We start from the raw sequence: 23,747 nt of genomic DNA, 5'->3' as shown, positions 1-23,747 counted from the left end.
GCCACGATCACGACGGTCAGAAGGTTAGACAACTGCGGGCGTTTTCACACAGCCTGGGTCGATAGCTGCCGTTCAGGACCATGGGTACCGACATCCCCTGCTCTTCGTTATATTGGGTCTGATAAGCCACAGGTTATCCGCACCTATTACAGCGTTGAGCGAGATGAAATTGACAGAGCCAGTACAGATGGCTTCTTCCCAATCGCTGGCGCTGGGAGAGTTGGCAGACTCATGCAGGCTGGCCCAACAGCACTGTCACCCTGCGTGCCGGGCCTGCCGTTGAGCTTGGTCGCCGGTTGCGTTTCACTGGTACCACCTGTCTCCCCTCGAGAACGCCTGGGTTTGCACTCCCCTGAGGACAGACCGAGCACGGGCATCAATCCGCGCCAGGATCCGCGGCGTGATCTTACCCGAAGACGGTCAGAGCTAACTGAACGCTGCTGGCATCTTCGGGCAGAAAACCTTCGAACTATTCAGCTCCAGGTACGTTCAAGTGAATCAGCTTTTGCTCGTTGACGCTGATGCTGACATCGAAAAAATGTTTGTGACCAGGAAACCGCGAAATGAATTCGTGCTTATCGGTTTGGTAAAAATTCCTGACAATGAATTCTATGAATTGTCGTGGCGTGAGTGGGCAGTGTACGGGGATACGGCATCCTTCAACATCCCCAAGCGTCAGGTGACAGGAAGGATGCGCTACATCCTTTGTGGCGTCCAAGTCATAATCGAAGCGTATGGGAAAGGGAACCAAGCGACGACTGACAATATCCACGTACAACTCCTCGCGCAAATAAACCTCCGGATCATCTTGAAACGGACGCAAGCTTGGCGAGGGATAGAAGGCGAGCCGATGCTTGACCAAAGAATCCTTGTCAAACCTATACGACAACTGCAGCAGGCCACCATCGATAAGCTTCAGGCAAAATGATCGGTTGGCAAAAAGCTCCTGATACAGATCCCCATAGTCAATATCACCCATGGCGAGAGAAATCGCCTCGGCACCATGAAAAGTAACTTCCCACACATCAGGGCCGACTTGTCTCATGGCGGGGAAATTTTGATCATCCGCTAGCCCGAGGCCTATGAGCTCAGCCGTAAGACACTCCAGATCATGCCTGACCTTCTCACGCGCCGGCGCATGTCGACTCATTTATTGCCACTCAACAGCGCAAGCAATTTCGCTCGCGTTTCACCGTCAAGATCCTCAGGATTCAGTTCTCCCGTTTCTAGGGCGTGAGTCAGCTCCTGCGCATTGTACTTCTTTTGCTCCAAGCGCTGCTTGTCATGCTCCGACAAATCACGATGAACAATCCGCAATTTACTCAGTTGCGCGTCGGTGGGGTAGACCATGTCCAATCGATACTGATGCTGCTTCAACTGCGCATACTCTTGCACCAACGCATCCATGCCCGGTCCATAACCAACCACCCGTACCCAACCCTTGCTTCGGGTGATCGCGGTAAACAGTCGATTGCGCAGCGTCGACAATCCAGCACCCACGCCATCACATTCCTGTGCATTAATGACGTACACCATCCCGGCCTCGTTACCCTTGGCCCGATAGATACCGGTGAAGGTCACCGAGCCCAAATCAGATCGGAAGAAGACATCTTGATCAGTATCGACGCCGGCCAGGTGGCTTTGAATACCTCGACCAAACAAGGTCTTTCGTATTGCGGCACAGCGCTCACGAGCGTTGATTGGATTAGGGTTGATCACGATGACATCATCGTAACGCAGCTCATCCTCACTCAGGTTCTTCTCGATCTGCTGGGCGACCCAGTCATTCTGTTCGGCTTCACTGTTGAACTTGATAATCTGCACCAGCTCATCGATGGACGAGTGGGTCTCGAGGAACAGAGGACTGGTTTCATCGGTTCGCTCCAACGACACTCGCGCGCCCTTTCTCAGGTCGCCTGAGTGAACGCGATAACCGATCTCTCCCCATAGAGCAGGCTGTTCAAACATCTGCACCAGCCCAGTCTCCGCCATTTTGGGGGGAGCACGGTAGATACCGAAACCCAAGGCATGCGCGGTGACCAGCACCGGTCGTGAATTCCGATAGCATTTTTGCAGAATCACGTCTCGCCGTTGCTGGTGATCTCCGGCGAACGAGACCAAGGCATTCCCTTCTTCATCCGTTCCGAACAGATCTTCAGGAGGGGGCAGTGAAGTACCGGACAGGTTTTGCAATTCATCGTACGCATAAACCAGCCGCTTTGGCGCCTTAAGCATGGCATAGCACAGCTGCAGGAAGCTCGGCGAAAAATCTTGCGCCTCATCTACCAGAATGGTGTCGTAGACATCTAACGACTTGTTGATTTTACTGAGCGCGGCCTTACAGGCGCCGTCAAATGCCCGATTGCTGCCACCAAAGTGGCTACTGGCAGTACGAAAATCGTAGAAATCAGCGCCACTCTGGCGGCAGGCTTCGTAATACATCCCATCTCGTTCCGTCCCGCCAGGAGCACCCCAAGCATTCAAGATCCGAAGCTTGGTCCAATCGGGTTCTTCACCACTCTGCTCGATACAGAAATTGTTGATCAACCGTTTAAACTGCCCCTTCAAAGAACGGGTGTTAAAGGTTACGGCAATTCGCCAATCGGGCTGTTGGGTATGCAAGTAAGCGGCTTTTAGCGCCAGCACAATGGTTTTACCCGAGCCCGCCAGGCCGCGAATACGCTGTACCCCTTCAACCGTCTCCACGACCGCACGATTCTGCCGGTAATCCAGAGTGGCAATGGAGTCTTCCAGCTTTTTCAGCTTCGCACCGAGCGAGTCGACGCGCGTCACTTCACGTTTTGAGCGGCTCTTGCGAATTGACGACAGGCTCTCGATAGCTGACGTCGTCAGGCGATAAATCTCATCATCCGCGTTGTCCCACTCCAAACTCTGAATCAGCGATGCGAGATTGTGCTCATTCGCCAACGGGTAATCTTCTTGCGCATGACTTGCAAGATTGATCAACGACGGTGCAAAGGTGATGACATGCAACTGCGGCAGGAGCTTCCGCCCCTTCATCAGGTCTTTATGCAGTTTCAGCTTCGACTCGATCTTGTTGACGAGATCATCCTGACGATCAGCATAGTCCCCTAGATTCTGCCCTTCTACTATATCGAAGAGAATGACGCCTTTATCGGGATTCAAAAAAGTCGCATCCACGAAATACTTGCCTTCGGGAGTTGCAATCAATGGGTAACCGAAGAAACAACTACCATCAAGACCAATGGTATTTGCCAAACAATCCTCAAGGGCGGCAGACGCAGCGGGTTTGCCATTGGTTCCTCGGGTGAACTCCACTGTATTCATAAAGGCATCCAGACTAAAGGGGTGAGTGTCGCACACTGCTTCACACAATCATGCCGAGGAGTATACGAACAATAGAAGGCTGGAGCGACCCCTCCCCCTAGATCTAAGCGAGTAGCTGAATCGGCTAAAACGGCCATTACCCTGCTGCACGTCACACCGTGAACGATGCTCTGGAGCAAGCGAAAGGAAGAGGTTCCTACCGCAAGAGCGCCACGCAGACAGCGCCGAGCAACACAGTCCCTGGCCAAATTTCACGCTCCCAGACTGTCGCCCTGGGTCGAGGCATATTCGTCAGCCGTGTTCAGAGCGACTACCAGATCGCGCGTCCCAGTTCAGGTGGTGCTCACTGAAATGACGGGCCGGCGGCCCAGCAAAAGAGTACCGCAGGCGGTGTTTTGACCGCATTACTCCGCCCACACGCCAAATGCCGCCTTGCTATCTATATAGCGGGCTGCCGTTTTGATGTCGCGCCACCCGACATAGTCCATCAGAGCCTTAGTATTCCACTGGTTCGCACTCGCCCAGGTGGCAAAGCCTCGACGCAAGGAGTGCCCCGAATAGCCCTGCGGATCAACGCTGCTGCTAACCATGATTTGCCGCAGCAGCCGTGAAATACTGTTGGGATTCAGCGCCTGTGCCGAGAGGTGTCCCCACCGATTGACAGAACGAAACAGGGCACCGTGCTGGATGCCGCTGCACTCCAGCCACTGCTCAACGGCCGTTACCGGGCACAGTCGCTTCAGCGCCGGCACACTCAGCTGACGACCCCGATTGCTGCGATCAGTCTTACTGCTGGGCAAAAATACCACGAGCCCCTCTCCCCGGCGTATCTGTAGGTGCTCAGTCTGCAGCCGGCACAGTTCATCGCCGCGTAAGGCCCGCCAAAAGCCCAGCAAAAGCAGGGCGCGATCCCGCGCGGCGCGCAGGCGTACCGCTTTCTCGCTACTGACCAGCGCCTCCTCGAGGCTGTCGACACAGGCCTGCAAATCCTCTAACGCCAGAGCCTCGGCCTGCTGCTGCGGCTGCGGGTGCAGTGCCTGGATGCCACGCAAAACATCGCGCACCCGCGCCGTCTTAGTCGGATCGCTAAAACCATGCGCCCGGTGCCACTGGGCCAAGGCCGCCAAGTGTACGCGTAATGTCCCGCTGCTCAATTGCGCCCCATAGGCGGCCAGATAGCGCACCACACTTTCGCTGGACGCCGGCAGCAACCCGCCCCACTCCGCCTCGAAGTGTGCAATGGCTTGAGCATAGCGCCGCTCGGTACTGGCGCGACGCGCGGCCCGGAGATAGCGCTCGGGCAAAGTGTCCACACCTTCCTCCCGTTGTACCCCGTTCACTGCCAAAAAACCTGAACAGCGTGATCACGTTCGAGAATCTGGGCTTCTCACACCTCAGGATTCGAGCTCTTCCGCGCTGCCGACGAAGGGTTGTACACGTGTAATTTCGTACCGTTTGTACGGTACGAAAAAATGCGGTGTAACAGCGCTTGCCCGGCTGTAACAGTCCTGCGGCGAGCTCTGCGTCGAAACGGGCGTCAGGCACGGAGGGTCACCACGTGAAAGCATTCCACACCCGTCAGGGTGGGCGCCTACTTCTTTCAGTGTAGCCAGCCAAGTCGCACGCTACGGTAAGCACCTGCCCATATAACCTGGGCCTACTCGACCGATGGCCTACTCAGACAGTCCCTGCGCTCTACGCTTAAAGAACGATGGCGAGCGAGGCAGGAACCATGAAAATCCTCGGACGCGTGGAATGCGAAGCGGTGACCGATGTCCGCTGTGACGTCTGCCGCGAATCCACCCGGCTGGCAAACGGCAACCTGCACTACGGAAGGCTGGAGCCGCAGTGGGGCTATGGGACAGCCCACGACGGTGAGCATTATGAAGTGCACCTGTGTGAGCGCTGCTTCTTTGCCACCCTCGCCTACCTCAAGCAGGAGCGGCGGACCCTCCATTTGTTCGAGGATGACGCCCGCCCCGGCGAGGAAGAATTGGGCTTGGTCAGTCGCCACGATTGGTTCCGCGACGGTGGCTGACAGGCGCCCTCAGCCCTGCCCAACTGTCCACGTTGTGGCCAGGCCTGGCAGCCCCTAGCCCCGCTTTGAGTAAGGTCACAAAGGAGGAGACCAGCTTTGATCGACAGACTCACCGCAGCCGCGACCGCCTTGCGGCAGGCGCGCCATATCGTGGTGTTCACCGGTGCGGGGATCTCCGCCGAAAGCGGCATTCCGACGTTCCGCGATCAGTTGACCGGGCTGTGGGCACGCCACGATCCGCAGCGCCTGGAAACGGCAAAAGCCTTTCGCGCGAACCCGGCGTTGGTCTGGGGCTGGTACCTGTGGCGTCGCCAGCAAATGCTACAAGCCCAGCCGAACGCCGCGCACCGTGCGATTGCCCGCCTGGCTGACAGCGGACGGCAGGTCACGGTGATCACGCAGAATATTGACGACCTGCATGAGCGCGCCGGCAGCCAGGGCGTCGTCCACCTGCATGGCAGTCTGATGACCCCAAAGTGTTTCGCCTGCCATCGCGCCGCCGCCCTCAGCAGCGTTGAGCAGTGCGCCTCTGAGGAAGGCGAACTAATCGAGCCACCGCGCTGCGCCCGCTGTAACGGCCGACTGCGTCCAGGGGTGGTGTGGTTCGGCGAAGACCTGCCGGCGGGAGCCTGGAAAGCCGCCGCACAGGCGGCACGCCATTGTGACGTGCTGCTATCGATCGGCACCTCCGGTGTGGTCATGCCGGCGGCCAGCCTGCCCGATCTTGCCCTGGCGAGCGGAGCTGTAGTCATTCACATCAACCCGATCGATGTCGGCATGGACAAGTCCAAGGAGGTGATGTTGATTGGCGATGCCGGACAGGTATTGCCCACCCTGCTCGAACGGGCGCTAGCCAGTTAGCTAATCCGCTCTCCACGTACCGTTAACCTAAAGGAATTACGCTGCCCTCCCAGTGGCTGCAACCGAAGCAGCGCATTCGGTTTGCACCATACTGTGTAAGAACCATCCTGTCGGATCAACGCCATGGCCCGTAGCGGAATCAACAAAGCGCTGGTGCAGGCTGCGCGAGATGCCCTCCTCGCCCGGGGTGAGACGCCGAGCATTGACGCAGTGCGGGTCGAATTGGGCGACACGGGTTCGAAAACCACCATCAACCGCTATCTGCGCGAACTCGCGAGTGAGGAGCCGCGACCGCCTGCGGTGACTTTGAATGAGGAAGTCCAGGCCTATATCGAAGGTCTGGTTCAGCGTCTGGCGGCAGATGCACAAACAGCGGTCAGCGCCGACCGGGCACGCCTCGAGCGGCAGAAGCTGGCTTACGAGCAGCAACGTCAGGTCGACAGCGCCCGCCATGATGAGTTGAAAAAAAACCATCAATTGCTTCTAGAGGAACGCGTGGAAGCTCGCAAGCAAGAGCGCAGCCTTGCCACGCGCATCGAACAGCTGGAGGGTGACCGGCAGCGACTGCTTGCCACTGAATCCCATCTCCAGCAAGCCGTGCGCGATCGCGACGAACAGCTTCGGTCGCTGGAGGAAAAGTATCAACAGGCGCGAGAGTCGTTGATGCACTTCCGGGAGCAAAGCCGTCAGCAACGAGAGGCTGACATCCAGCGCTATGAAGCACAGGTACAGCAGCTTCAGCATGAGCAGCGGCGTCTGCAGGAGCAGCTGATGAGCAAACAGGAAGACCTGACACAGTTGTACCGAGATTTAGAACGCCAATGCGCTGAAAATCATACTCAGCGCCTGACCCTGCAATCCGAACAGAAACAGGTCCAGCAGCTTCAAGCAAGCCAGGAACAGCTGAATGCAGTCCTCAGTCAATCGCGAGAACGGGAGCAGTTGCTGCAGCTTGAAGCATCCAGCTTACGGGAGCGTGCTCACCGCTACCTGCTGGATCGTCGTCAGGACCGTCGGAATCTTCGCGACCTCACGCAACAACTGCACCAAGTTCATCAGCTGTTGGGCCGCCTGCCAAGCACAACAGTTTCCCTTTCCCAAGCCTCAGGCCCCGACAACGCTACTACCTGAATGAATATACGTCGGCGGCTACACTACCAGAGAAGTTGCTTGCTTATAGCAAGAAACTGCAATCTATGCATGCTGACCGGAGAATTCGCAGCAAATACCGTTCAAATGAATAGGGTGATCCATCCATTGCGAGCGTTTGCGGCACCACTTTTGCCGCAAGGAATGGGGCAATCCACATCCTGATGGCGCCATAGCCTGCGGAGGTCCAACATCCAACTCGTGCTGAAGCTGCTGACGAAAGTTCCAGATGAGTAGCGCGAGATGTTGATCATCGCCATATAGCCAGTTCCTTCCCTTCAGAAGTTCAAAAAGAGTTTCATTGGCATCCCAACATGAGATCCAGCGCCGCCGACCAACTTGCGATGCAGACTCAGTGCCAAACATTGTGGGGAATAGATAATCTCGAAGCTCAGTACGGATGTTGTTAATCGGTCTCTGAATGCAGCTCAGACCGGCCATGACCACAAAATTTTGCTTCAGCCACATCCGGTGAAACTCAAAGCGGGTGCCGCGCGTCTGCAACAACACAAAGTGGGCAGCCAGGCATGGCCAGTCAACGCGGTCATACAACAGACGAGTTAACTTACCGTTATACCCATCCAAAGGTTTTCCGCCGACACGTATCGTATCTGCCAAATCATCAAACTCATTCGTCCACTCAGGATGCGAGGTCACTAACCAAAGTGGATTTTCGAACAGGGACCGTAGATTAGGAAAATTTTCAACTAAACATTTCAGATGATCATTACTCGGCGCTGCACCGCGCTGCATGCCTCTCCAGAACGACCTACCATCCCCCCAGGGCCACAGGTTTCGCCAGTATTTGGCGATGGCGCAAGGCGCGTGAGCGCAATTCATCGAGTCGGCCGTTGCGTGGAACAAAGCGATGCTACGAATGCGATACGAAATACATTCACTGTTCGCAGCGTACATGTCGTACACCTCCGTTACGTTCGACTCACGATCCACCTTGCGCGGCTTTTGGAGACAAGAAATTACGGCTGGGAAAACCGGGCTAGAGCCCTGCGCGGAAAAAGCACAGCAGCGCTTCACCGCAGTCCGACGACCGCTATTCTGCTCCACCTGTTCAGTTCATAATGAAACCCGTACAGCAAATGTTCAATAAGATTGACACCCAGCTTCAAGTGAGATCGTCGAGCGGACTTGCGATAGCTATTGAGAGGAAACTCATGATGGACTCCATCTATCAGCTGGGCTGAGAAAAATCTGCTGATCAATGAAGAAGTGTCAGGATGTTCCCAGCAGCCAGTTTGCCAGCGGCCGACAAGATATCCGTCTGGATCGGTGCAGCAAACGACCTTCATTACGAAGCGATGATAGAGGCAGGAAGCCTATCAATCGAGGTTTCTGGACTCACCCAAGGCCGATAGGGCAAATGAGAGATGGTGCACGCGGGCAACTGAGTACCGCCATGACTAAGTTACTCAGGTTGAATGCATTTCAGGACGAAGTTGGCCTTGATCGGAGTAGCAAGCATTCAATTCTGGGCAACGTATCCCGAACCAGAGCTCTGGATTTCCCCAAGGCCAGTAAGAATAACGCTGTGCGTCGAGATCAATAGAGGTCATAGCTGGTTGTCGCAGAATAACTCCATGAGAGGGCACCGCCATCTCCTCCTCTGTCGGGTTGAATAAATTTACTGGGCGTCCACTATCCGCAGGCGGGCCTACAACCTTCACAGTCCGGCAGCCCTGTAGCAGGAGTGATCAATCATGCTCCACGTACCCACTGAGTTCACCAGTCTCATTGACGTGACTACTGCCGCACACCCACCAAAGCGTGGCCGGTACGGGAGAAGAGTTACTCGTTTTCCTTCACGCAAAAATCACTGCTCGATTCCCTGCGACTCCCTACTGGAGGCCGATTTCTGCCTCCTCCTTGAACGTGACCCAAGGGTTGTCACATATGAGTCTCACCCGGTAACTGTGCACTCTCTCGAACACCACGCGCGCTACACACCCGACTTCTGCGTCCATTACTCCAATGGGGACGAAGTGTTCTTTGAGGTGAAAATTTCCGAGCGAATCAACTCACCACGAAGCGTGATTACCCGCACTGTCTTTGTACCCGTATTCGCTACTTGCGGGTCAACTTTAGTAACGATTACCAGCGCTGAAATTCGAGAGGGTCGGACACTGGAGACGCTTGAAAAGTGGTACCGCTACGCATTCGGTTCAACACCGCAACGCGCTTGGCTCGTCGTCGAAAAGCTTCAGTCCCTCCCAGATGGCGCACCTCTTAGTTCACTCCTGGATGAACAGGTCACCATTAAAGAGGTTGCTTACGGATTGTTCTATCAGCTTTTAAGCACCAAGGATTTCTTTACTTTCAGTGGCAGCAGCATTCTGGTTGCCAATATCAAATTGCAACAATTTACTCAACTTTTACATCAAGGGGTACTACCAGCATGGTGCCATTGCGAACTTCATTTTCCTGGTCTGCACGCTGACTGACCGAAGAGTTTGATGATCGCTAGCATCGCGCGGGTATATCCTGCACCAGTTTCTGTCTATATATCGGATTATACGGTGTTAAGTAACAATCATGCATGACCCAAAAGATCAACTTGTCATTCTGATCGGGGAGCATTACAGCTACCAGCAGGAAAGCTATCAGGTGGTAGATATCATCGATAATACGGTGCAGTTACGCAGTCTTAGACGCTCGGGGGACATCATTTTCCAATCCTATGAGCGTTTGCTGCAGTCTTGGCACCGCGGCAATTTTATCCGAATTCAAGAAGCCCCATTGAAGGGGCAAGTCAATAGGATAGTGGCCGGGCTGTCTCAGAAAGACCGTACTTACCTTGATCGCCGGTTGGCCTATACTATGGCAGCAGAGGCAGATCAGCACGGAAAACTTCCTGTAAAAGAAACGCATCTACTCATCGACCGAGTTGCGCAAAGCATTGGCGACACTCACCCTCCCAGCTATTCGGCGGTCTATACCTGGAGTAAAAAATTCAAACTGTCCGGCGGCAGTCCAATCTCACTCATTTCGAAACCCCGGAAACACAATAAACGTCTTGATCTGCAACACATCGAAATTCAACAGATCATCATAGAGGTGCTTGACAGACACTACTATAAGCGCCCACACGCTTCCTTATCAGATGTCATAGATGCAATTCAATCGAAGATAACAATGATCAATCTTCAGCGTGTTGAACACCTCAGAATTCCATCGAAGTCAACATTATGGCGCATCATCAGCGAACTCGACACCTACACGAAAGAACTGCATCAAACGGGCTATAAAGCAGCATCTAAACGTCAGAAATGGAGCAAAAAAACGCCACAGTCGAGTTATCTGTTGCAGCATCTGGAATGTGACACCCATGACGTGGATTTGGAACTTGTGGATGATGAAGGTGTTAACGTTGGAAGGTGCTACTTGACCGTCGTATTGGAACTGAAGAGCCGACGCATCGTTGGCTATGATTTGTCCTTTAACCCACCAAGCCTCGAAAAGACCCTTCGCGCACTTAAAATTTCGCTATCTAACACCTATGAATACAATGGGCTTGGCAGCAATTACAAAGTCGACAATGGCCCCGACTTTATCGCCGAAGACTTAGCCGATAAATTCCACTTAATGGGTGCCAAGCTTGTTTTCTGCTCGAAAGGATCCCCTGATCAAAAACCACATGTTGAAAAGTGGTTTGACACATTCGAAAAGCAGTTACCTCATATCATGAAGGGGACCACGTATTCCAACCCACGACAATGCGGGGACTACAAATCGGCACAGCACGCGATTTACACCCTTGAGCGCTTCAAGGCAATTTTCGAAAACTGGCTAGAAAAGATGTACCATCAAAGCCCTCACTCCGGCCTAAACAAATTATCTCCAACCGTCGTCTGGGATGAACATCTTGATCATTTATTCCCTCCACGGAAATTTTCTGACGAGGACATCCATCAACTCTTCCTTCGTAAAACTACAGCAACGCCATCCAATGGACGTCTGAGGTTCAACAATCTGCAGTGGACCCTCCCTGCAGTACCATTCTTGGGCACCCAGGGAAATTCTTCATCTGTTCTGAACCTCTATTACGATCCTTCTGAGCTCGGATACGCATGGGTTTGCCATCCGAAAACGCCTGAAAAAATTTTCAAAATAGAAGCGGTCGACCCTGCATACCAGTGTGGCTTGACTATGTTTACGCATGAAGAGATCAGCAGAAAGCTCACCGAAAAGGCGAAGAGCTTTGACTTCTCCTCTGCTAAGCAAGAACGGTTACTCCTGCTTGAGGAGTGCAGCCAGGCGACCAAGCGATCTGAACGCCAGAAACGTAAAAATATGAAACAGCCTATTACACCTCATAACGCACCTCAAGCGCCCTCTCGGCCTACCGATTTGGCCATGCCGTTGAGCATGGGAAATAGCGTACCTTCCGAAATGGAAGTTATGGAATTCAAAGCTCCTCCCGATCAAGAGTAGTTAAAGTTGACTGTAGGAGATAAAGAAATGAGCGATTTCGATGACTTGGTCACCTGTTATTCCAATCAAATCGTTTTCTTTAGGCATTACCGCAAGGCCTACGCGATGATGGTTAAGTCTGTGGAATCGACCCGTACACGTCAGAGACCCAACTGCTGTGTCATCGCGGGCCCCTCTGGGGTTGGAAAGTCCACGCTCGCTATGCTCTACCGAGATTCATTTCCACCGCCTACACGCGTCGTAAGCCCTGAGGACAATATTACAGAAGAACTACCCGCTTTCTACTTTTGCTTACCATCGGCAGCAACCGTAAAGTCCTTTCTCAAAACGCTGGTCGAAGCCCTCGGCAGCGACGACAGCAGAGGTGACACAATCGATCTGAAAGCACGCGCCATCAGGGCATTTAAAGAACGCAAGGTAAAAGTCTGCTTCTTAGATGAACTGCAGTTCCTTACGCGACCTGACACTCAACACTCAAGAGACGCAGTGATCGACTGCCTCACCCATTTACTAAACAGTATTAATATACCGATCATCATCCTCGGAACTGAGGAGTGCATTGACGTGGTATACAGCCGGGAAGTGTTAGCCCGACGTTACCCGTACCGAGTCGATTTTGGATACTTAAAATTCAGTACAGATGAAAACTCTGACTACATGCAACTTTTAAATAGCCTTGACTCAAAGCTCTATGAAATAGGTCACTTGGATCCAGGGGTACATCTGACTGACACTACCGTTGCGACGGGATTGTTCATCGCCAGTAACGGCAGCCTTGAATACATAAAAAAAATCACTTGTGAAGCGCTTGAGATTTCGCTCCATCGAAATCGGAAATTATTATTCGAGGACTTTATCAGCGCGGGCGACTCTATTTACCTATCATTAAACCTGAGCCCTGGCCGCAACCCCTTCACACTTGAAAAGACTGAAATCTCTAGCGCATTGGAGCGATATCATGAATTTACACTACCTCCCTCTCGCAAAACCTGACGAATCGCCTACAAGTATGATCCGTCGAACCGCCATTCACAACGGCTACCCTAGTTGCGCAGTTTTTTTAAATCACTTTCTTCACCGAACTTCTTATAACAGCCTGCTTTTCCAAGAAGGAAAATTAGCGCGCAAACTAGCCGACCTGGCTTTTCCCTTTGAGCAGGAACTGCTCAAGGGCTTTTACCAGGTCAACTTAGATGACAAAGACCAAAGCCGAATCATCTTGCTACATGACATAATGATTCCCAATGCCCTACTTCGCTATGCAGAGGCCGCTATTTGCACTGATTGCTGGCAGGAGGAATTGGAGAGCAGGATAAAAGACCTGAGGTCATCCTTATATTGCCCACGACATAATAAGCAATACCTATCATGCTGCTTGGCTTGCAGCCGCCCGTTTACTTGGTACAATCAGATAACCATGAAATGCGTGTGCGGCGCACAACTTAAATCACCTACTGCTAGCTCAATGGATGTCTACCCAGAGACACTTGTTGCCAACCTTCTGAAGTCGAGAAGCCAGGAGAAAATTGATTTATTTTCGCAAACGCTACTCTCCATGGACTTCTATGCCACCAAGCACAGAACAGACTTCACACGTAACCGTAACATAGTTAAAGCGGCAATAGGACTAGCCTGCGGTGAACTTGAGCTGTGTGCTGAATCGCTTGCCACTCTTGCTGGCGGCAGTTCAGCACTGGGGAACGCAATGCTACTCGCTAAGCTTCCAACCCTCACATGCATTAATGATATTTCAAACATCCTTGCCGACAAACCTGAAACTTGTAGCCATGTCAATGCCGAGACACTTACGACTGAGCAAGTAAAAAAACTAGTGAACGCATCGGCAGCACAGTGGAACAGAATCCAGGCACACCCACAGTTTCCCAAAAATTCTAGAACGCGCCCCCGATACCATGATTCGGATATCAGAAAAATCATGGAAATCAGTAAAGACTTCAGTTTTAGCCCTCCCAAACCCAATACGCAAGCGCACAGTCTAATTTCGTTCAGGGAATGCTTTGCGAAACTAAATATGCCCAAAGCAAATTTCTCCAACCTATGCAAGCAAGGCTTTTTCGGCCCTTCCATTCAACTCGGAAAAGCCACGCAACACTTCTTCTCCATGGACAAATTTGAAAAATTTCACCATGAATATATTTCAGTTTGGCAGTTAGCTGAAGATTATGATTTAACCGTTCGAACCATTCGAAAAATTGTCAGCCAAAGCAACCTCACGACCATAAAAACAGACCGTCATGTTGCATCAGTTTTCCCTGCCCCATCATTTATCAAGCGAATAGATATCGGAATATTTAATCAGCACAAAGACGATAGTGAGCCGGATTCAGAAGCCACACCACAAACACTTCTTGCCACCTGCCCCACACTACCACCAACGATGTCTGCATTAGTACTGAGTAGCCACGACGCGGCATTACGACTGGGCACTCATCGCGTATACATTTATGCACTGATACATCAAGGGCTTCTTGACGCTTACGGCAAAGGTCGCCAACTTTATGTAACTGCTGAGTCGTTTGAAAGACTCAAGCGAGAATACATAACCGGCCATGAACTTGAAAAGCTTCTAGATATTCACAGTGCTTGCATCCCTCGAGCCCTCGCCCATCACGGCATGCTCAACCTAGCTATTGCATTACCATACAATCAACTTCAGTACATATATAGGCGTAAGGATTTCACTGCCGATCTCATCATAACTCTTAATCCACCCGACAGTGACTATGGACGCGCACACCGTGAAAAACGCCTGATAAAAATCTCTAAAATCTGTCAAGAGCTCGGAATATATAGCCACCAATTCCATAAGTTCACTGACTGTGTTTTTAACGCCCGCCCGGAGCATTATCGCACCGCGGCATTTAGACTAGATCTATCAGAGTCAGAAGCCAACAGCATTCGTCGCAGGGTTTCAAAGTTAGTACCAATCTCCACTTTGAGTATTGATCACGGGATTCCACCAACAGAAATCGAATGTCGCTTCATTCGAAATCATGCGATCACAAGCTATATTATCCACAAACAACATTTTGTCACTAAGGCACATTATAGGATCTTGGATAAATTCTATGCATCAAACTTTACCCTGAAGCAATCTCAAACTCTTACCGGCCTCCCTGGCGGCTATTTGCAAAGTTTGCTGTACAAGAAAGTGATCAAGGCATGCAACGTCCCTCTTGGCGGATGCTCAACGCCCACTATGTTTTCAATCAAAACCCTCCGCCGCGCCGTTAGCCGGTACAAAAGCACCGGCAGCAAGCTGCTTCACTTGAAATTAGCCCATATATAACAGCAACATATTTTTCCCATCTTCATACCTGATAGATATAAAGCCCATCACATTACTTTATGCAAAAAAAATCGCCGTTTCAGTTTTTTTGAAAAGGCATTTTTTTCTTATAGAAATAATCTTGCACGCACTGCGATTTATCAGCCTGATCATTTTTGTCACTCTTGAAACACGTCGCCAGGAGCTTTGCACGCGCTGACGCCCGGACACCTTGGCTGCTATTCGCGGCGGCCTTACCCCACTAGATAGAGCGAGCTTCCCGATATGTCGTTAGATAACAGCCTTATAGGCTCCGTGATCAATGCCCTGCCGATGGACCGCATGATCGCCGGTCCCTTGCAGGCCATGGTCCAGGCGCAGGTCACCGCCAGCAAATCCTACGCCGACTTCCTGATGCAGGTATGCGTCCAGGATGGCAAGGCAGTAGCCATCCAGTTCGACTACGACGAAACCATCGTCGACGAACAGGGCGAATACAAAGGGGTGGTCAGCAAGACCATGAAAGTGCCGCTGATGGCGGCCATTACCCACCCGAACATTTCCATCGAAGAGGGTAATGTAGAGTTCGAGCTGGTTATCAACCAGATGTCGGAAGATGTTTCCAACAAGGACATGAGTGCAGAAGCTACCGGCTCACTGGGATGGGGGCCGTTCAGGCTTAACGTGAAAGGCAGCGTGAGCCACAAATCCACGCAAACCCGTAAAACAGACACCCGTGCCCGCTATGCCTTCAACACGACCCTGAAGCGTCAGGAACCGCCCGAAGCGATGATGAGGGTAATCGAGTTCCTCACTGACGCCGCAACCAAGCCAACCATTGTCCGAACCGCCGCACTGGAAAGCCCGGACGAAATATCCCAGGCGGACACCTTGAAACGGGCCGCGCCTGCAAACCTACCGACCCCGTAAAACGCTAGCGCTTGACCCATAGCCCCTCCTGCCGGTAGCCGGAGGGGCACACCCTGGCCTGAGGAGTCGAATCGTTGCAAAAGCCCCCCGCCCCCATGACCTCCATTGACCTGCGTGAAATTACCCGCGGCCTGCAAGAAGCCGCCAGTGCCACCAACAGCCTGATTGCCCAGCAGTACATCAACCTGTTCGACCAGTTTTTCGAGTGCGACACAGAAGCGCTGGGCGCCCCCATGAAAGCCAAGATGGTCGAGGTGGCCATGGATGGGCAGCACATCATGCGCGTCCCCCTGTTTGCGCTAGTGTCACCGAAAGGCCTGGCCCTTGAGCGCATGCAGGTCGACCTGTCGGTAAGGGTCAAAGGCACCGAGGCGCAGCAGGCACTGCTGACCGCGAGCGAGAGCAAGGCCGCGAGCTTCAAGGTCACCATTGGTGGCCAAGGCCGCCAGGGCGAAAACCGCGACCCCGACGAAGTGCAGATCCGCATGCAGTTCCAGGCGAGCGAACCGCCAGAGGCCCTGAACCGGTTGATCGAGGAATACACCAACCTGATCGTCCCGGTGCGCGCCACCACTCCACCGCCCTCACCCGACACCAACGAGTTCATCGAGGCGGCCACCGTCCGTTGATGGCCGCCACGCTGCGGGCCTAGAAGTCGCGCTTGTAGAAGATGTCCAGAGAGCTTGCCAGCCCACTGGCGGCCTCGAGGTAAACCTTCTTGCTCAGCTTGTAACGCAACGCGATCGTGTTGGCCGGTTCGAACACGCCCACCCCGTAACGAAGGCTGAGTTTCTCGGTAAGGTTACCGCTGGCGACCACGCTGGTGCTGTTGCCAGAACCTTCGGTATCCAGCTGAAAGTCGTCGATCCCCAGGCTCGACGCCAGGCTGCCGGTTATGCCGGCGCTCCCGGCAAGGCCCAGGCCCAGGGCCGCCTCGGCGAGCATGTTGTTATCTTCGCCGGTATTGCCCAATGGCCGCCCCAATACCAGGTACGAAAGCGCCTGCTCCTGGCTCATGGCCGGCTCCGAGAACACTTTGGTCGTCGGCTGCTCGGCGCTGCCGCTCAGGCGGATGCCGGCTATCACATCGTCAACCTTGCGGATCGCTTCGATGTCCAGGTATGGCTGGTCAATCGGGCCGGCGAACAGCAGGCGCGCCCGGCGTATGGTGAGGCGCTGGCCGTAGGCACGGTAGCGGCCATCTGCCAGGCTCAGTTCGCCACGGGTATCGAGGTTATCGCCGATGTGCACATGACCCAGCAGGTTGGCAGTCAGCCCGAAGCCGCTGAACGACAGCTTGTCGCGGCCGACTTCGACATCGATGTCCATGGCCATTGCCATGGGTGGTTTGCCTTCCTCGGTCTGGTGACCGACGATTACCGTGTCATCCGACACCTTGACCGTGGACGGCGGCAGCTCTCGTACAGTGATCTTGCCCTTGGGCACCTGCACCTTGCCGGTCACCGCCAGCTTGTCATCGATCAGGCGCAAGGTCAGGTCCGGGGCAACTTCCAGTGTGGCGTAGGGCTCGACCGCGACCGGCAGTTGCTGGCCTTGCAGACGCACGTCCATGCCCAGTGCCTGCCCCCAGGTGAGGTTGCCGCTCAACTGGCCACGTCCCGCCTCGCCACTGCGCCAGTTACCGTTGAGCTGCACTTGCTCGCCGGCAATCAGCGCCTGCAATGACAGGTCCTGAAGGCTGGCCGGCAGCTCGGCGCCACTGACTTCGCCACCGCTGAGCATCAGGTTGCCGTTGACCTGAGGTGTCAGCAAGGTGCCTGAAAGCCGACCACTGCCATTGAGCTGCCCGGCCAGGCGTTCGACCATGGGCACGAATGGGCGGGCCACCGACAAGTCCAGCCCGGCCAGGCGGAAATCACCCGACAACGGTTTGTTCTTGCGCAGCGGATCGAGCCGGGCGTTGACGTTCAGCTCACCCAGGCGCTCACCGCGAAACGCCAGGCGCGTATCGATGCGCCGCGGTGCCAGCGTGCTGTCCAGGCGCAGGGCCTGGTAAGGGAAATCGACCCAACGGCCTTTGTCGCGCACGCGCAAGGTGCCACCACTGGCATCGACAACGACAGTGCCCTTGGGGCCGCTGGCCGGGATGTCCAGGTTGATATCGGCATTGAGCAGGCCTTGCCAGGCAAAGTCCTTCGGCAGCCACTGGGCCAGGCTGCCCAGCGGGAACTGCTTGAGGTGGTAGCGCAGGCGCGGTTCGGGGGCCAGCCGCTGGTCGTCGCCACACAGGCTTGCCTGGCCGGAGCGCCAGCAGTGGGCCCCGAAGTCAAGCTGGCCGCTGGCCAGCCGCTGCAGGCGTGCGGGCGCCTGCAACTGCCAGTCCTGGCCACCGGCCTGGATGCGGCCAGTGGCCAGGCGCCCGCGCCAGTCACCTTTGTTCAACTGGCCATCCAGGCCAAGGTCGAGCTTGAGCTGCGGGCCATCCAGCGCGAGGGTCAAGGCCTGTTGGCGAATGTCGCCTTTGCCGTTGGCCTGCAACGTGCCCAAGGCGGTATCACCCAGGTGGATACCGGTTGCCTTGAGCCCGACTACACCGCGTTGGGCGTTGTCCAGGCGGGCATCCAGGTCCAACTGCTGCAGGCGGTTTTCGCCCTGAGCCAAGCGCTGGCCCTGCAGGGTGAGCGTACCTTGCGGGGCCTGCAAGGTGCCGGCGACATCCAGCCGGCCCTTGACCCCGCCTTGCAGCCTTGGCCACAACTGGCCCAGGCGCGGCAAGTCAAGGTCGATTTGCCCCGCCAGGCGCTGTTGCACGCTGCCACTGCCGTTGATGCGGTTGTCACCCAGCTGGATAGCCAGTGCGCCCAGGGTCCAGCTTTGCCCTGCCCCTTGGGCCTCGGCCTTGAGCATGGCTGGCTGGCCACGCAGGCGGCCTTTGAGGTCAAGCTGGGCATCGAGGGTAAGTGCATCGCCTTTCAGTTCGCCTTTGCTGCGCAGTGGCCCCGCCAGGGTACCGGGCAGCTCGGCCAGCCAATAGGCCGGGTCGAGCGCGGAGAGCTGCAGGTCGACATCCCAGGCCAGGGTGTCGGCAAAACGGACGGCGACACTGCCGGCTGCCTTGCCCTGGCCGGCGGTCAGCGCCAACTTCGGCAGTTTCACCTGGGTGAGGTCACCTTCGAACGGGCTGGCCAGGCTGAACGCTCCTGCCGGGCCGTCCAGGTCCCCCGTGAAAGTTCCCTGATAATTGCCATCACGATAATGCACCTGGGTATTGAAGCGCTTGAGGGTGACCTCGGGCGGTGTCTCCAGTGGGTACAGACGCAACCACGGGAAGTCCTGCCAGTCCAGCTGCGCATCGGCGCTCAGGCCTTGCTGCCAGTCAGCCGTGGCTTGCAGCTTGACCCGTTGGCTGTCGCTGGCGGTCAGGTCCAGGGCATCGAGCCTGGCGCCTTTACTGTCTACCAGGCCGGACAGGACCAAGGCGATCGGTGACTGCTCGGCCGGCAGGCTGGCCCTGCCAGACAGTTGATAGCCATCGAGCAGATCGCCCTTGGCATCGAGCTCGAGCGCTTTCAATTGCAAGGTGTCAGGCAACGCACCAGCCGGTTTGAAAGCGTCGGAGCGGATGTGCAAGGTCGCCGGCAGGTGCTCGGCCAATGCCTGCAACTGCCCGCTCAATGTGGCATCGAGGTAACCACTGCTGGTGCCGGCGAACTCCAGCGTCTTCTGCAATTGGCCTTTGGCCGTCAATGCCAGTTGCCAGGGTTTTTCGTCTACCGCAGGCAACTGTAATTGCGCCTGTAGTGTTACCGGCCAGTCGCCTTCGGGTTGCAGGTCACCCTGCAGGCTCAGTTGCAGGTCGTCGCGCAGCAGCCGCAGGCTGTCGATGCGTATCCCGCTGTTGGTCCAGTGCGCAGCCAATTGCAAATCGCCAAGCAGGTCGCTGCCATCCAGGCGCAGCTGCCCGACCTTGACCTCACCCAGTTCGATGGCCAGCGGCAAGCGCAGGGTCGGCAATTGCAGCGGGGCGCTCTCGGTCGGTTCGGTGCTTGGCGCAAAGGCCATGTCAATGCGGTCTGCCTGCAACCGGTCAATGCACAAGGTAGCGCGCAGCAAGCAAGCAGGCGACCAGGCCAGCGACGGCGCCTGCATCTCTACCGTGCTGCCGCCGTCGGCCCAGGTCAGCCGGCTGGCCTGCCAACTGCCCGCCAGGCGACCCTGGAAGTCGGCCACTTCAAGCCCCGGCACCTTGCCCAGTGCCCAGCGGCTGCCGGCCTGGGTACCCAGCAGCAAGCCGAGCACCAGGCCCATGCTCGCGACGCCCCCCAGCAGGCCCAGTGAAGTAAATTTGATTACGCGTTTCACAGCTCGGGCCCCATGGAAAAGTGCAGGCGAATGCCCCCTTCGTCATCCAGCGCCTTGGCCAGGTCCAGGCGCAGCGGCCCGACCGGCGATACCCAGCGCACACCAAAGCCGACACCGGTCTTGAGGCTGGGCAGCTCCAGGTCATTGAACGAGTTGCCTTGGTCGACGAACGTCGCGACCCGCCATTTTTCGGTCAGCGAATACTGGTACTCGACACTGCCCGCCACCAGGTAGCGCCCGCCGATACGGTCACCGTCGCTGTTCTTCGGCGACAGGGTCTGGTAGTCGTAACCGCGCACACTCTGGTCGCCACCCGCGAAGAAACGCAGCGACGGCGGAATGTTGTTCTTGAAGCCATTGGTCGCACTGCCACCAAACTGTACGCGCCCGAGAAAGCGATGGTTGTGGCCGAGCGTGGTCAGGCCTTTGAGCAATACGTTGCCGTGCAGCAGGTTGGTGTCGGAAACCAGCCCTTCCTTGGCACCTTGAACATCGAACTGCAGGCGATAGCCATTGTGCGGATCGATGCGGTTGTCACTGCGCAGGAAGGAATAGCTGATGCCAGGCATCAACAGGTTACTCAATCCGGAGTCATCACCCAGGCGATATTCTTCGCGTTGGTACTTGAGCGAAATCACCCGCTGCCAGCCACTGGGCAGCTTGCTGTGCCACTCGGGGCCGACCGTCAACAACTTGCTGAGCGTGTCGGTGCCGGCAAGTTCCTCGTTCTGGTAGCCACCGGCAAAGCGCAGCTTGTCGGTCAGCGGCGGATCGAGCGGAATGTCGTACCACAGGCCGACGTTCTGGCGCGGTGCCGACAGTTCGGTTTCCCAGCCATAGCTGTGACCTTGCGGGTTGACCCAGTGGCGGGTCCAGTTGGCCTTGCCGCGTGGCCCGACGTCGGTCGAGAAGCCCAGGCCAAGGCCCATGGTGCGTGGTTTACGGGTTTCCAGGTGAACATCCACCGGGACTTCTTCGCCCACAGCAGCAGTGGGTGCCGCATCCACACGCACGCCTTCGAAATAGCCGCTCGATTGCAGGTCGTTGTTCAGCTCTGCGACCAGTTCCGAGTCGTAAGGGGTACCCGGCTTGAACGACACCATGCGCTGCAGCAGGTCCTCGTCCAGCGGTGTGTCGCCACCGAAGGTGACGGCGCCTAGGCGATAACGCGGGCCACTCTGGTAGACCAGTTCGATATCCGCCACACCGGCTTGCGGATCGACGGCCAGGCGCTGGCTACTGAAGCGCCCACTGAAGAAGCCATAGCGCGACGCCTGGTTCTGGATCAACCGCTTGGCATCCTCGTAATGGCCGTGATTGAGTTGTTCACCCGCCCGCAGCGCCTTGCTGTCAGGCACGCGGAAGGCCTTCATCTCGCTGGCTGGGCCCTCGATGCGCACGGTCACGTTGCGCAGGCGAATCGGTTCGCCCGGGTTGATGCTGATGATCAGTTGTGGGGGATGGTCTGCGTCGCTGGCGGGCTTGACCTCGGTATCGATCTGCGCCTGATAGTAGCCAAGTGCCTGCGCCGCTTTGCGCGCCTGCTCCTCTGCCCCGCGACTGAAGCGCAAAAGTGCTTCTTCGTCGCGGTCACCCAATGTGCCTATATAGCCTTCGACATTGGCCTTGAGCGCCTTGTTGGCCGGCTTCACCTTCACCAACAACTCGCTCTGGCCCCATGCTGCGAAACTGGCGACCCAGAAAACCAGGCCCCAGGTCAATCTTCCTGAATACGTCATGCGGCGCATGCTACCAGAGCCGGGCGCTCAAGGGAGCCGCCTGGCGGCCTGTTCAGGCAAATGCGGGTTTTGAAGCGACTGGATTAGGATGAAAGAACACCCTCTCTCGGATTGGTCCTACAGCTACTTCGCCAATTTCCTCATAACCCTGACGCTGGTAAAAAGCCAGGTAGTGCTCGTTACCGGTGTCCAGCACCACCCCTTGGGTGCCTGGGTCTTCCGCGCACCAGTCGTGCACAGCTTGTAACAATTGCTCGCCGTAGTGCTTGCCCTGAAATTGCGGATGCACCCCCAGCAAAGGCAGCACATGCACCTGGTCAGTGGGCAGACAGCTGGCCAACGCAGCCTGGTAGTCCATGTAGCGCCGCGTACAGCGCAGGCCGGTACCCAGCATCATGCGCAGGCGCCAGGCCCAGCTGTCGGCCACGCCCAGCCGGCGCTGCGGTGGCACGATCAGGGCCAGGGCAATCAGACGGTCCTCGACCAGCAGGCCAATGGCGGGCAGTTGCAGGTAGAAGTGCTGGCGCACCCATTCGCGCACCATCACCCGCAGGCGCCGCTCATACCCCGGGCGCTGGGCTTCGAAGATATAGGCGAAGGTGGGCTCGTGGCGGTAGGCGTTGTACAGCAGCGAACGTGCCTCGCGGCTGTAACCATCGTCGAGCAGGCAGACACGGGCCGGGGCGGCTGTGGTTTCGGGCATTGCGGAAAGACCTCCTGGAATGGGCGTTCAGTGCCTTGGAGGTGCCCCAGCGCGCTTCGTTCACCCCCAACAGCACGTTAGCAGCAGGCTCGCCTGGCCGCCATGCTGGTGATGAAGGTCGATGTCGGCTAGCATCGCGCCTTTTACCGGGATTGTCTTTCCATGAAGATCGTCTGTTTCAACATCAACGGCCTGCGGGCCCGCCCGCATCAGCTGGCGGCGCTGATCGAAAAGCACCAGCCGGACGTGATCGGCCTGCAGGAAACCAAGGTCAGCGACGATCAGTTCCCGCTGGCCGACGTGCAGGCACTGGGTTACCACGTGCACTATCACGGCCAGAAAGGCCACTACGGCGTGGCCCTGCTGTCGCGCCAGGCGCCGCTGAGCCTGCACAAGGGCTTTGCCACCGACGAAGAAGATGCCCAGCGCCGCTTCATCTGGGGTACCTTCGCCGATGCCGACGGCAGCCCGATCACCATCATGAACGGCTATTTCCCCCAGGGTGAAAGCCGCGACCATCCCACCAAGTTCCCGGCCAAGCAGCGCTTCTACAGTGACCTGCAGGCACTGCTGGAAAGCCAGTTCCGCAACGACCAGCCAGTGCTGGTGATGGGCGACATGAACATCTCGCCGCAAGACTGTGATATCGGCATTGGCCCGGACAACGCCAAACGCTGGCTGAAGACCGGCAAGTGCAGCTTCCTGCCGGAGGAGCGTGAGTGGATGGAACGTTTGAAAGGCTGGGGGTTGGTAGACAGCTTCCGCCACCTGTACCCGGAGGTGACAGACCGTTTCAGCTGGTTCGACTACCGAAGCCGCGGCTTCGAGGACGAGCCCAAGCGCGGCCTGCGCATCGACCTGATCATGGCCTCGCAGCCGCTGGTGCCGCGCATCAAGGCAGCGGGCGTGGACTATGAGCTGCGCGGGATGGAAAAGCCGTCGGACCATGCGCCGATCTGG

At 56.0% G+C, this 23,747-nt stretch carries 17 protein-coding genes; 10 read left to right on the top strand and 7 right to left on the bottom strand.

Annotated features, from left to right (window positions below):
• Positions 1-469: 469 nt before the first annotated feature.
• The 3 genes from ACK59Z_RS23825 to ACK59Z_RS23815 form a co-directional block, all read right to left on the bottom strand.
• Positions 470-1,150, bottom strand: a complete 681-nt coding sequence (locus ACK59Z_RS23825) for a DUF2290 domain-containing protein (protein ID WP_409293786.1) — start codon at positions 1,148-1,150, stop codon at positions 470-472.
• On the bottom strand, positions 1,147-3,309 hold the full coding sequence (locus ACK59Z_RS23820) for a DEAD/DEAH box helicase (protein ID WP_409293784.1): 2,163 nt from the start codon (positions 3,307-3,309) through the stop codon (positions 1,147-1,149). Before ACK59Z_RS23820 ends, ACK59Z_RS23825 begins: the two co-directional genes overlap by 4 nt.
• 404 nt (positions 3,310-3,713) lie before the next feature.
• Positions 3,714-4,622, bottom strand: a complete 909-nt coding sequence (locus ACK59Z_RS23815) for a site-specific integrase (protein ID WP_409293782.1) — start codon at positions 4,620-4,622, stop codon at positions 3,714-3,716.
• A gap of 419 nt (positions 4,623-5,041) precedes the next feature.
• Between ACK59Z_RS23815 and ACK59Z_RS23810 the strand changes: the two genes are divergently transcribed.
• From ACK59Z_RS23810 to ACK59Z_RS23800, 3 genes are all read left to right on the top strand, one after another.
• Positions 5,042-5,347 (top strand): hypothetical protein, encoded by a 306-nt coding sequence (locus ACK59Z_RS23810; RefSeq protein ID WP_409293780.1) that lies wholly within the window; start codon positions 5,042-5,044, stop codon positions 5,345-5,347.
• Between the two features lie 99 nt (positions 5,348-5,446).
• Positions 5,447-6,208: an SIR2 family NAD-dependent protein deacylase gene (locus ACK59Z_RS23805; protein WP_409293789.1), complete on the top strand. Its 762-nt coding sequence runs from the start codon at positions 5,447-5,449 to the stop codon at positions 6,206-6,208.
• Positions 6,209-6,331: 123 nt separating this feature from the next.
• Positions 6,332-7,339: a DNA-binding protein gene (locus ACK59Z_RS23800; RefSeq protein WP_232099705.1), complete on the top strand. Its 1,008-nt coding sequence runs from the start codon at positions 6,332-6,334 to the stop codon at positions 7,337-7,339.
• A gap of 63 nt (positions 7,340-7,402) precedes the next feature.
• Here ACK59Z_RS23800 and ACK59Z_RS23795 read toward each other — a convergent pair whose 3' ends face one another.
• Complete coding sequence (locus tag ACK59Z_RS23795) at positions 7,403-8,110, bottom strand: hypothetical protein (protein ID WP_409293778.1); 708 nt, start codon at positions 8,108-8,110, stop codon at positions 7,403-7,405.
• A gap of 962 nt (positions 8,111-9,072) precedes the next feature.
• On the opposite strand from ACK59Z_RS23795, the gene ACK59Z_RS23790 reads away from it, so the two are divergent.
• From ACK59Z_RS23790 to ACK59Z_RS23765, 6 genes are all read left to right on the top strand, one after another.
• On the top strand, positions 9,073-9,813 hold the full coding sequence (locus ACK59Z_RS23790) for a hypothetical protein (protein ID WP_409293776.1): 741 nt from the start codon (positions 9,073-9,075) through the stop codon (positions 9,811-9,813).
• A gap of 91 nt (positions 9,814-9,904) precedes the next feature.
• Positions 9,905-11,803: a transposase gene (locus ACK59Z_RS23785; RefSeq protein WP_409293774.1), complete on the top strand. Its 1,899-nt coding sequence runs from the start codon at positions 9,905-9,907 to the stop codon at positions 11,801-11,803.
• Positions 11,804-11,830: 27 nt separating this feature from the next.
• The gene (locus tag ACK59Z_RS23780; RefSeq protein ID WP_409293772.1) at positions 11,831-12,796 is read left to right on the top strand and encodes a TniB family NTP-binding protein; all 966 of its coding nucleotides are present in this window, start codon (positions 11,831-11,833) and stop codon (positions 12,794-12,796) included.
• Positions 12,762-15,113: a TniQ family protein gene (locus ACK59Z_RS23775; RefSeq protein WP_409293770.1), complete on the top strand. Its 2,352-nt coding sequence runs from the start codon at positions 12,762-12,764 to the stop codon at positions 15,111-15,113. The genes ACK59Z_RS23780 and ACK59Z_RS23775 overlap by 35 nt, the downstream gene beginning before the upstream one ends.
• Positions 15,114-15,377: 264 nt before the next feature.
• Positions 15,378-16,022, top strand: a complete 645-nt coding sequence (locus tag ACK59Z_RS23770) for a DUF2589 domain-containing protein (protein WP_012052541.1) — start codon at positions 15,378-15,380, stop codon at positions 16,020-16,022.
• A gap of 74 nt (positions 16,023-16,096) precedes the next feature.
• Positions 16,097-16,651 carry a DUF2589 domain-containing protein gene (locus tag ACK59Z_RS23765; RefSeq protein ID WP_010953797.1) on the top strand — a complete coding sequence of 185 codons (555 nt, stop codon included), beginning with the start codon at positions 16,097-16,099 and terminating at the stop codon, positions 16,649-16,651.
• A gap of 19 nt (positions 16,652-16,670) precedes the next feature.
• Here ACK59Z_RS23765 and ACK59Z_RS23760 read toward each other — a convergent pair whose 3' ends face one another.
• From ACK59Z_RS23760 to ACK59Z_RS23750, 3 genes are read right to left on the bottom strand one after another with little or no spacing between them, the layout of a single operon-like run.
• Positions 16,671-20,345 carry a translocation/assembly module TamB domain-containing protein gene (locus tag ACK59Z_RS23760; RefSeq protein ID WP_409293768.1) on the bottom strand — a complete coding sequence of 1,225 codons (3,675 nt, stop codon included), beginning with the start codon at positions 20,343-20,345 and terminating at the stop codon, positions 16,671-16,673.
• Complete coding sequence (locus tag ACK59Z_RS23755) at positions 20,342-22,084, bottom strand: autotransporter assembly complex family protein (protein ID WP_029611748.1); 1,743 nt, start codon at positions 22,082-22,084, stop codon at positions 20,342-20,344. The genes ACK59Z_RS23760 and ACK59Z_RS23755 overlap by 4 nt, the downstream gene beginning before the upstream one ends.
• A gap of 52 nt (positions 22,085-22,136) precedes the next feature.
• Entirely contained in the window at positions 22,137-22,787 is a 651-nt protein-coding gene (locus tag ACK59Z_RS23750) for an N-acetyltransferase (protein WP_108191016.1), read from the bottom strand.
• A 162-nt stretch (positions 22,788-22,949) separates the two neighbouring features.
• Here ACK59Z_RS23750 and xthA point away from each other — a divergent pair.
• A partial coding sequence (gene xthA, locus ACK59Z_RS23745; RefSeq protein WP_409293766.1) for an exodeoxyribonuclease III occupies positions 22,950-23,747 on the top strand: 798 nt, incomplete at its 3' end.

This window comes from Pseudomonas sp. KCJK9058, assembly GCF_046230975.1.
GTDB lineage: Bacteria > Pseudomonadota > Gammaproteobacteria > Pseudomonadales > Pseudomonadaceae > Aquipseudomonas > Aquipseudomonas alloputida.
Note: the sequence above shows the minus strand (reverse complement) of the source record. Positions and strands in the feature narration are given on the sequence as shown.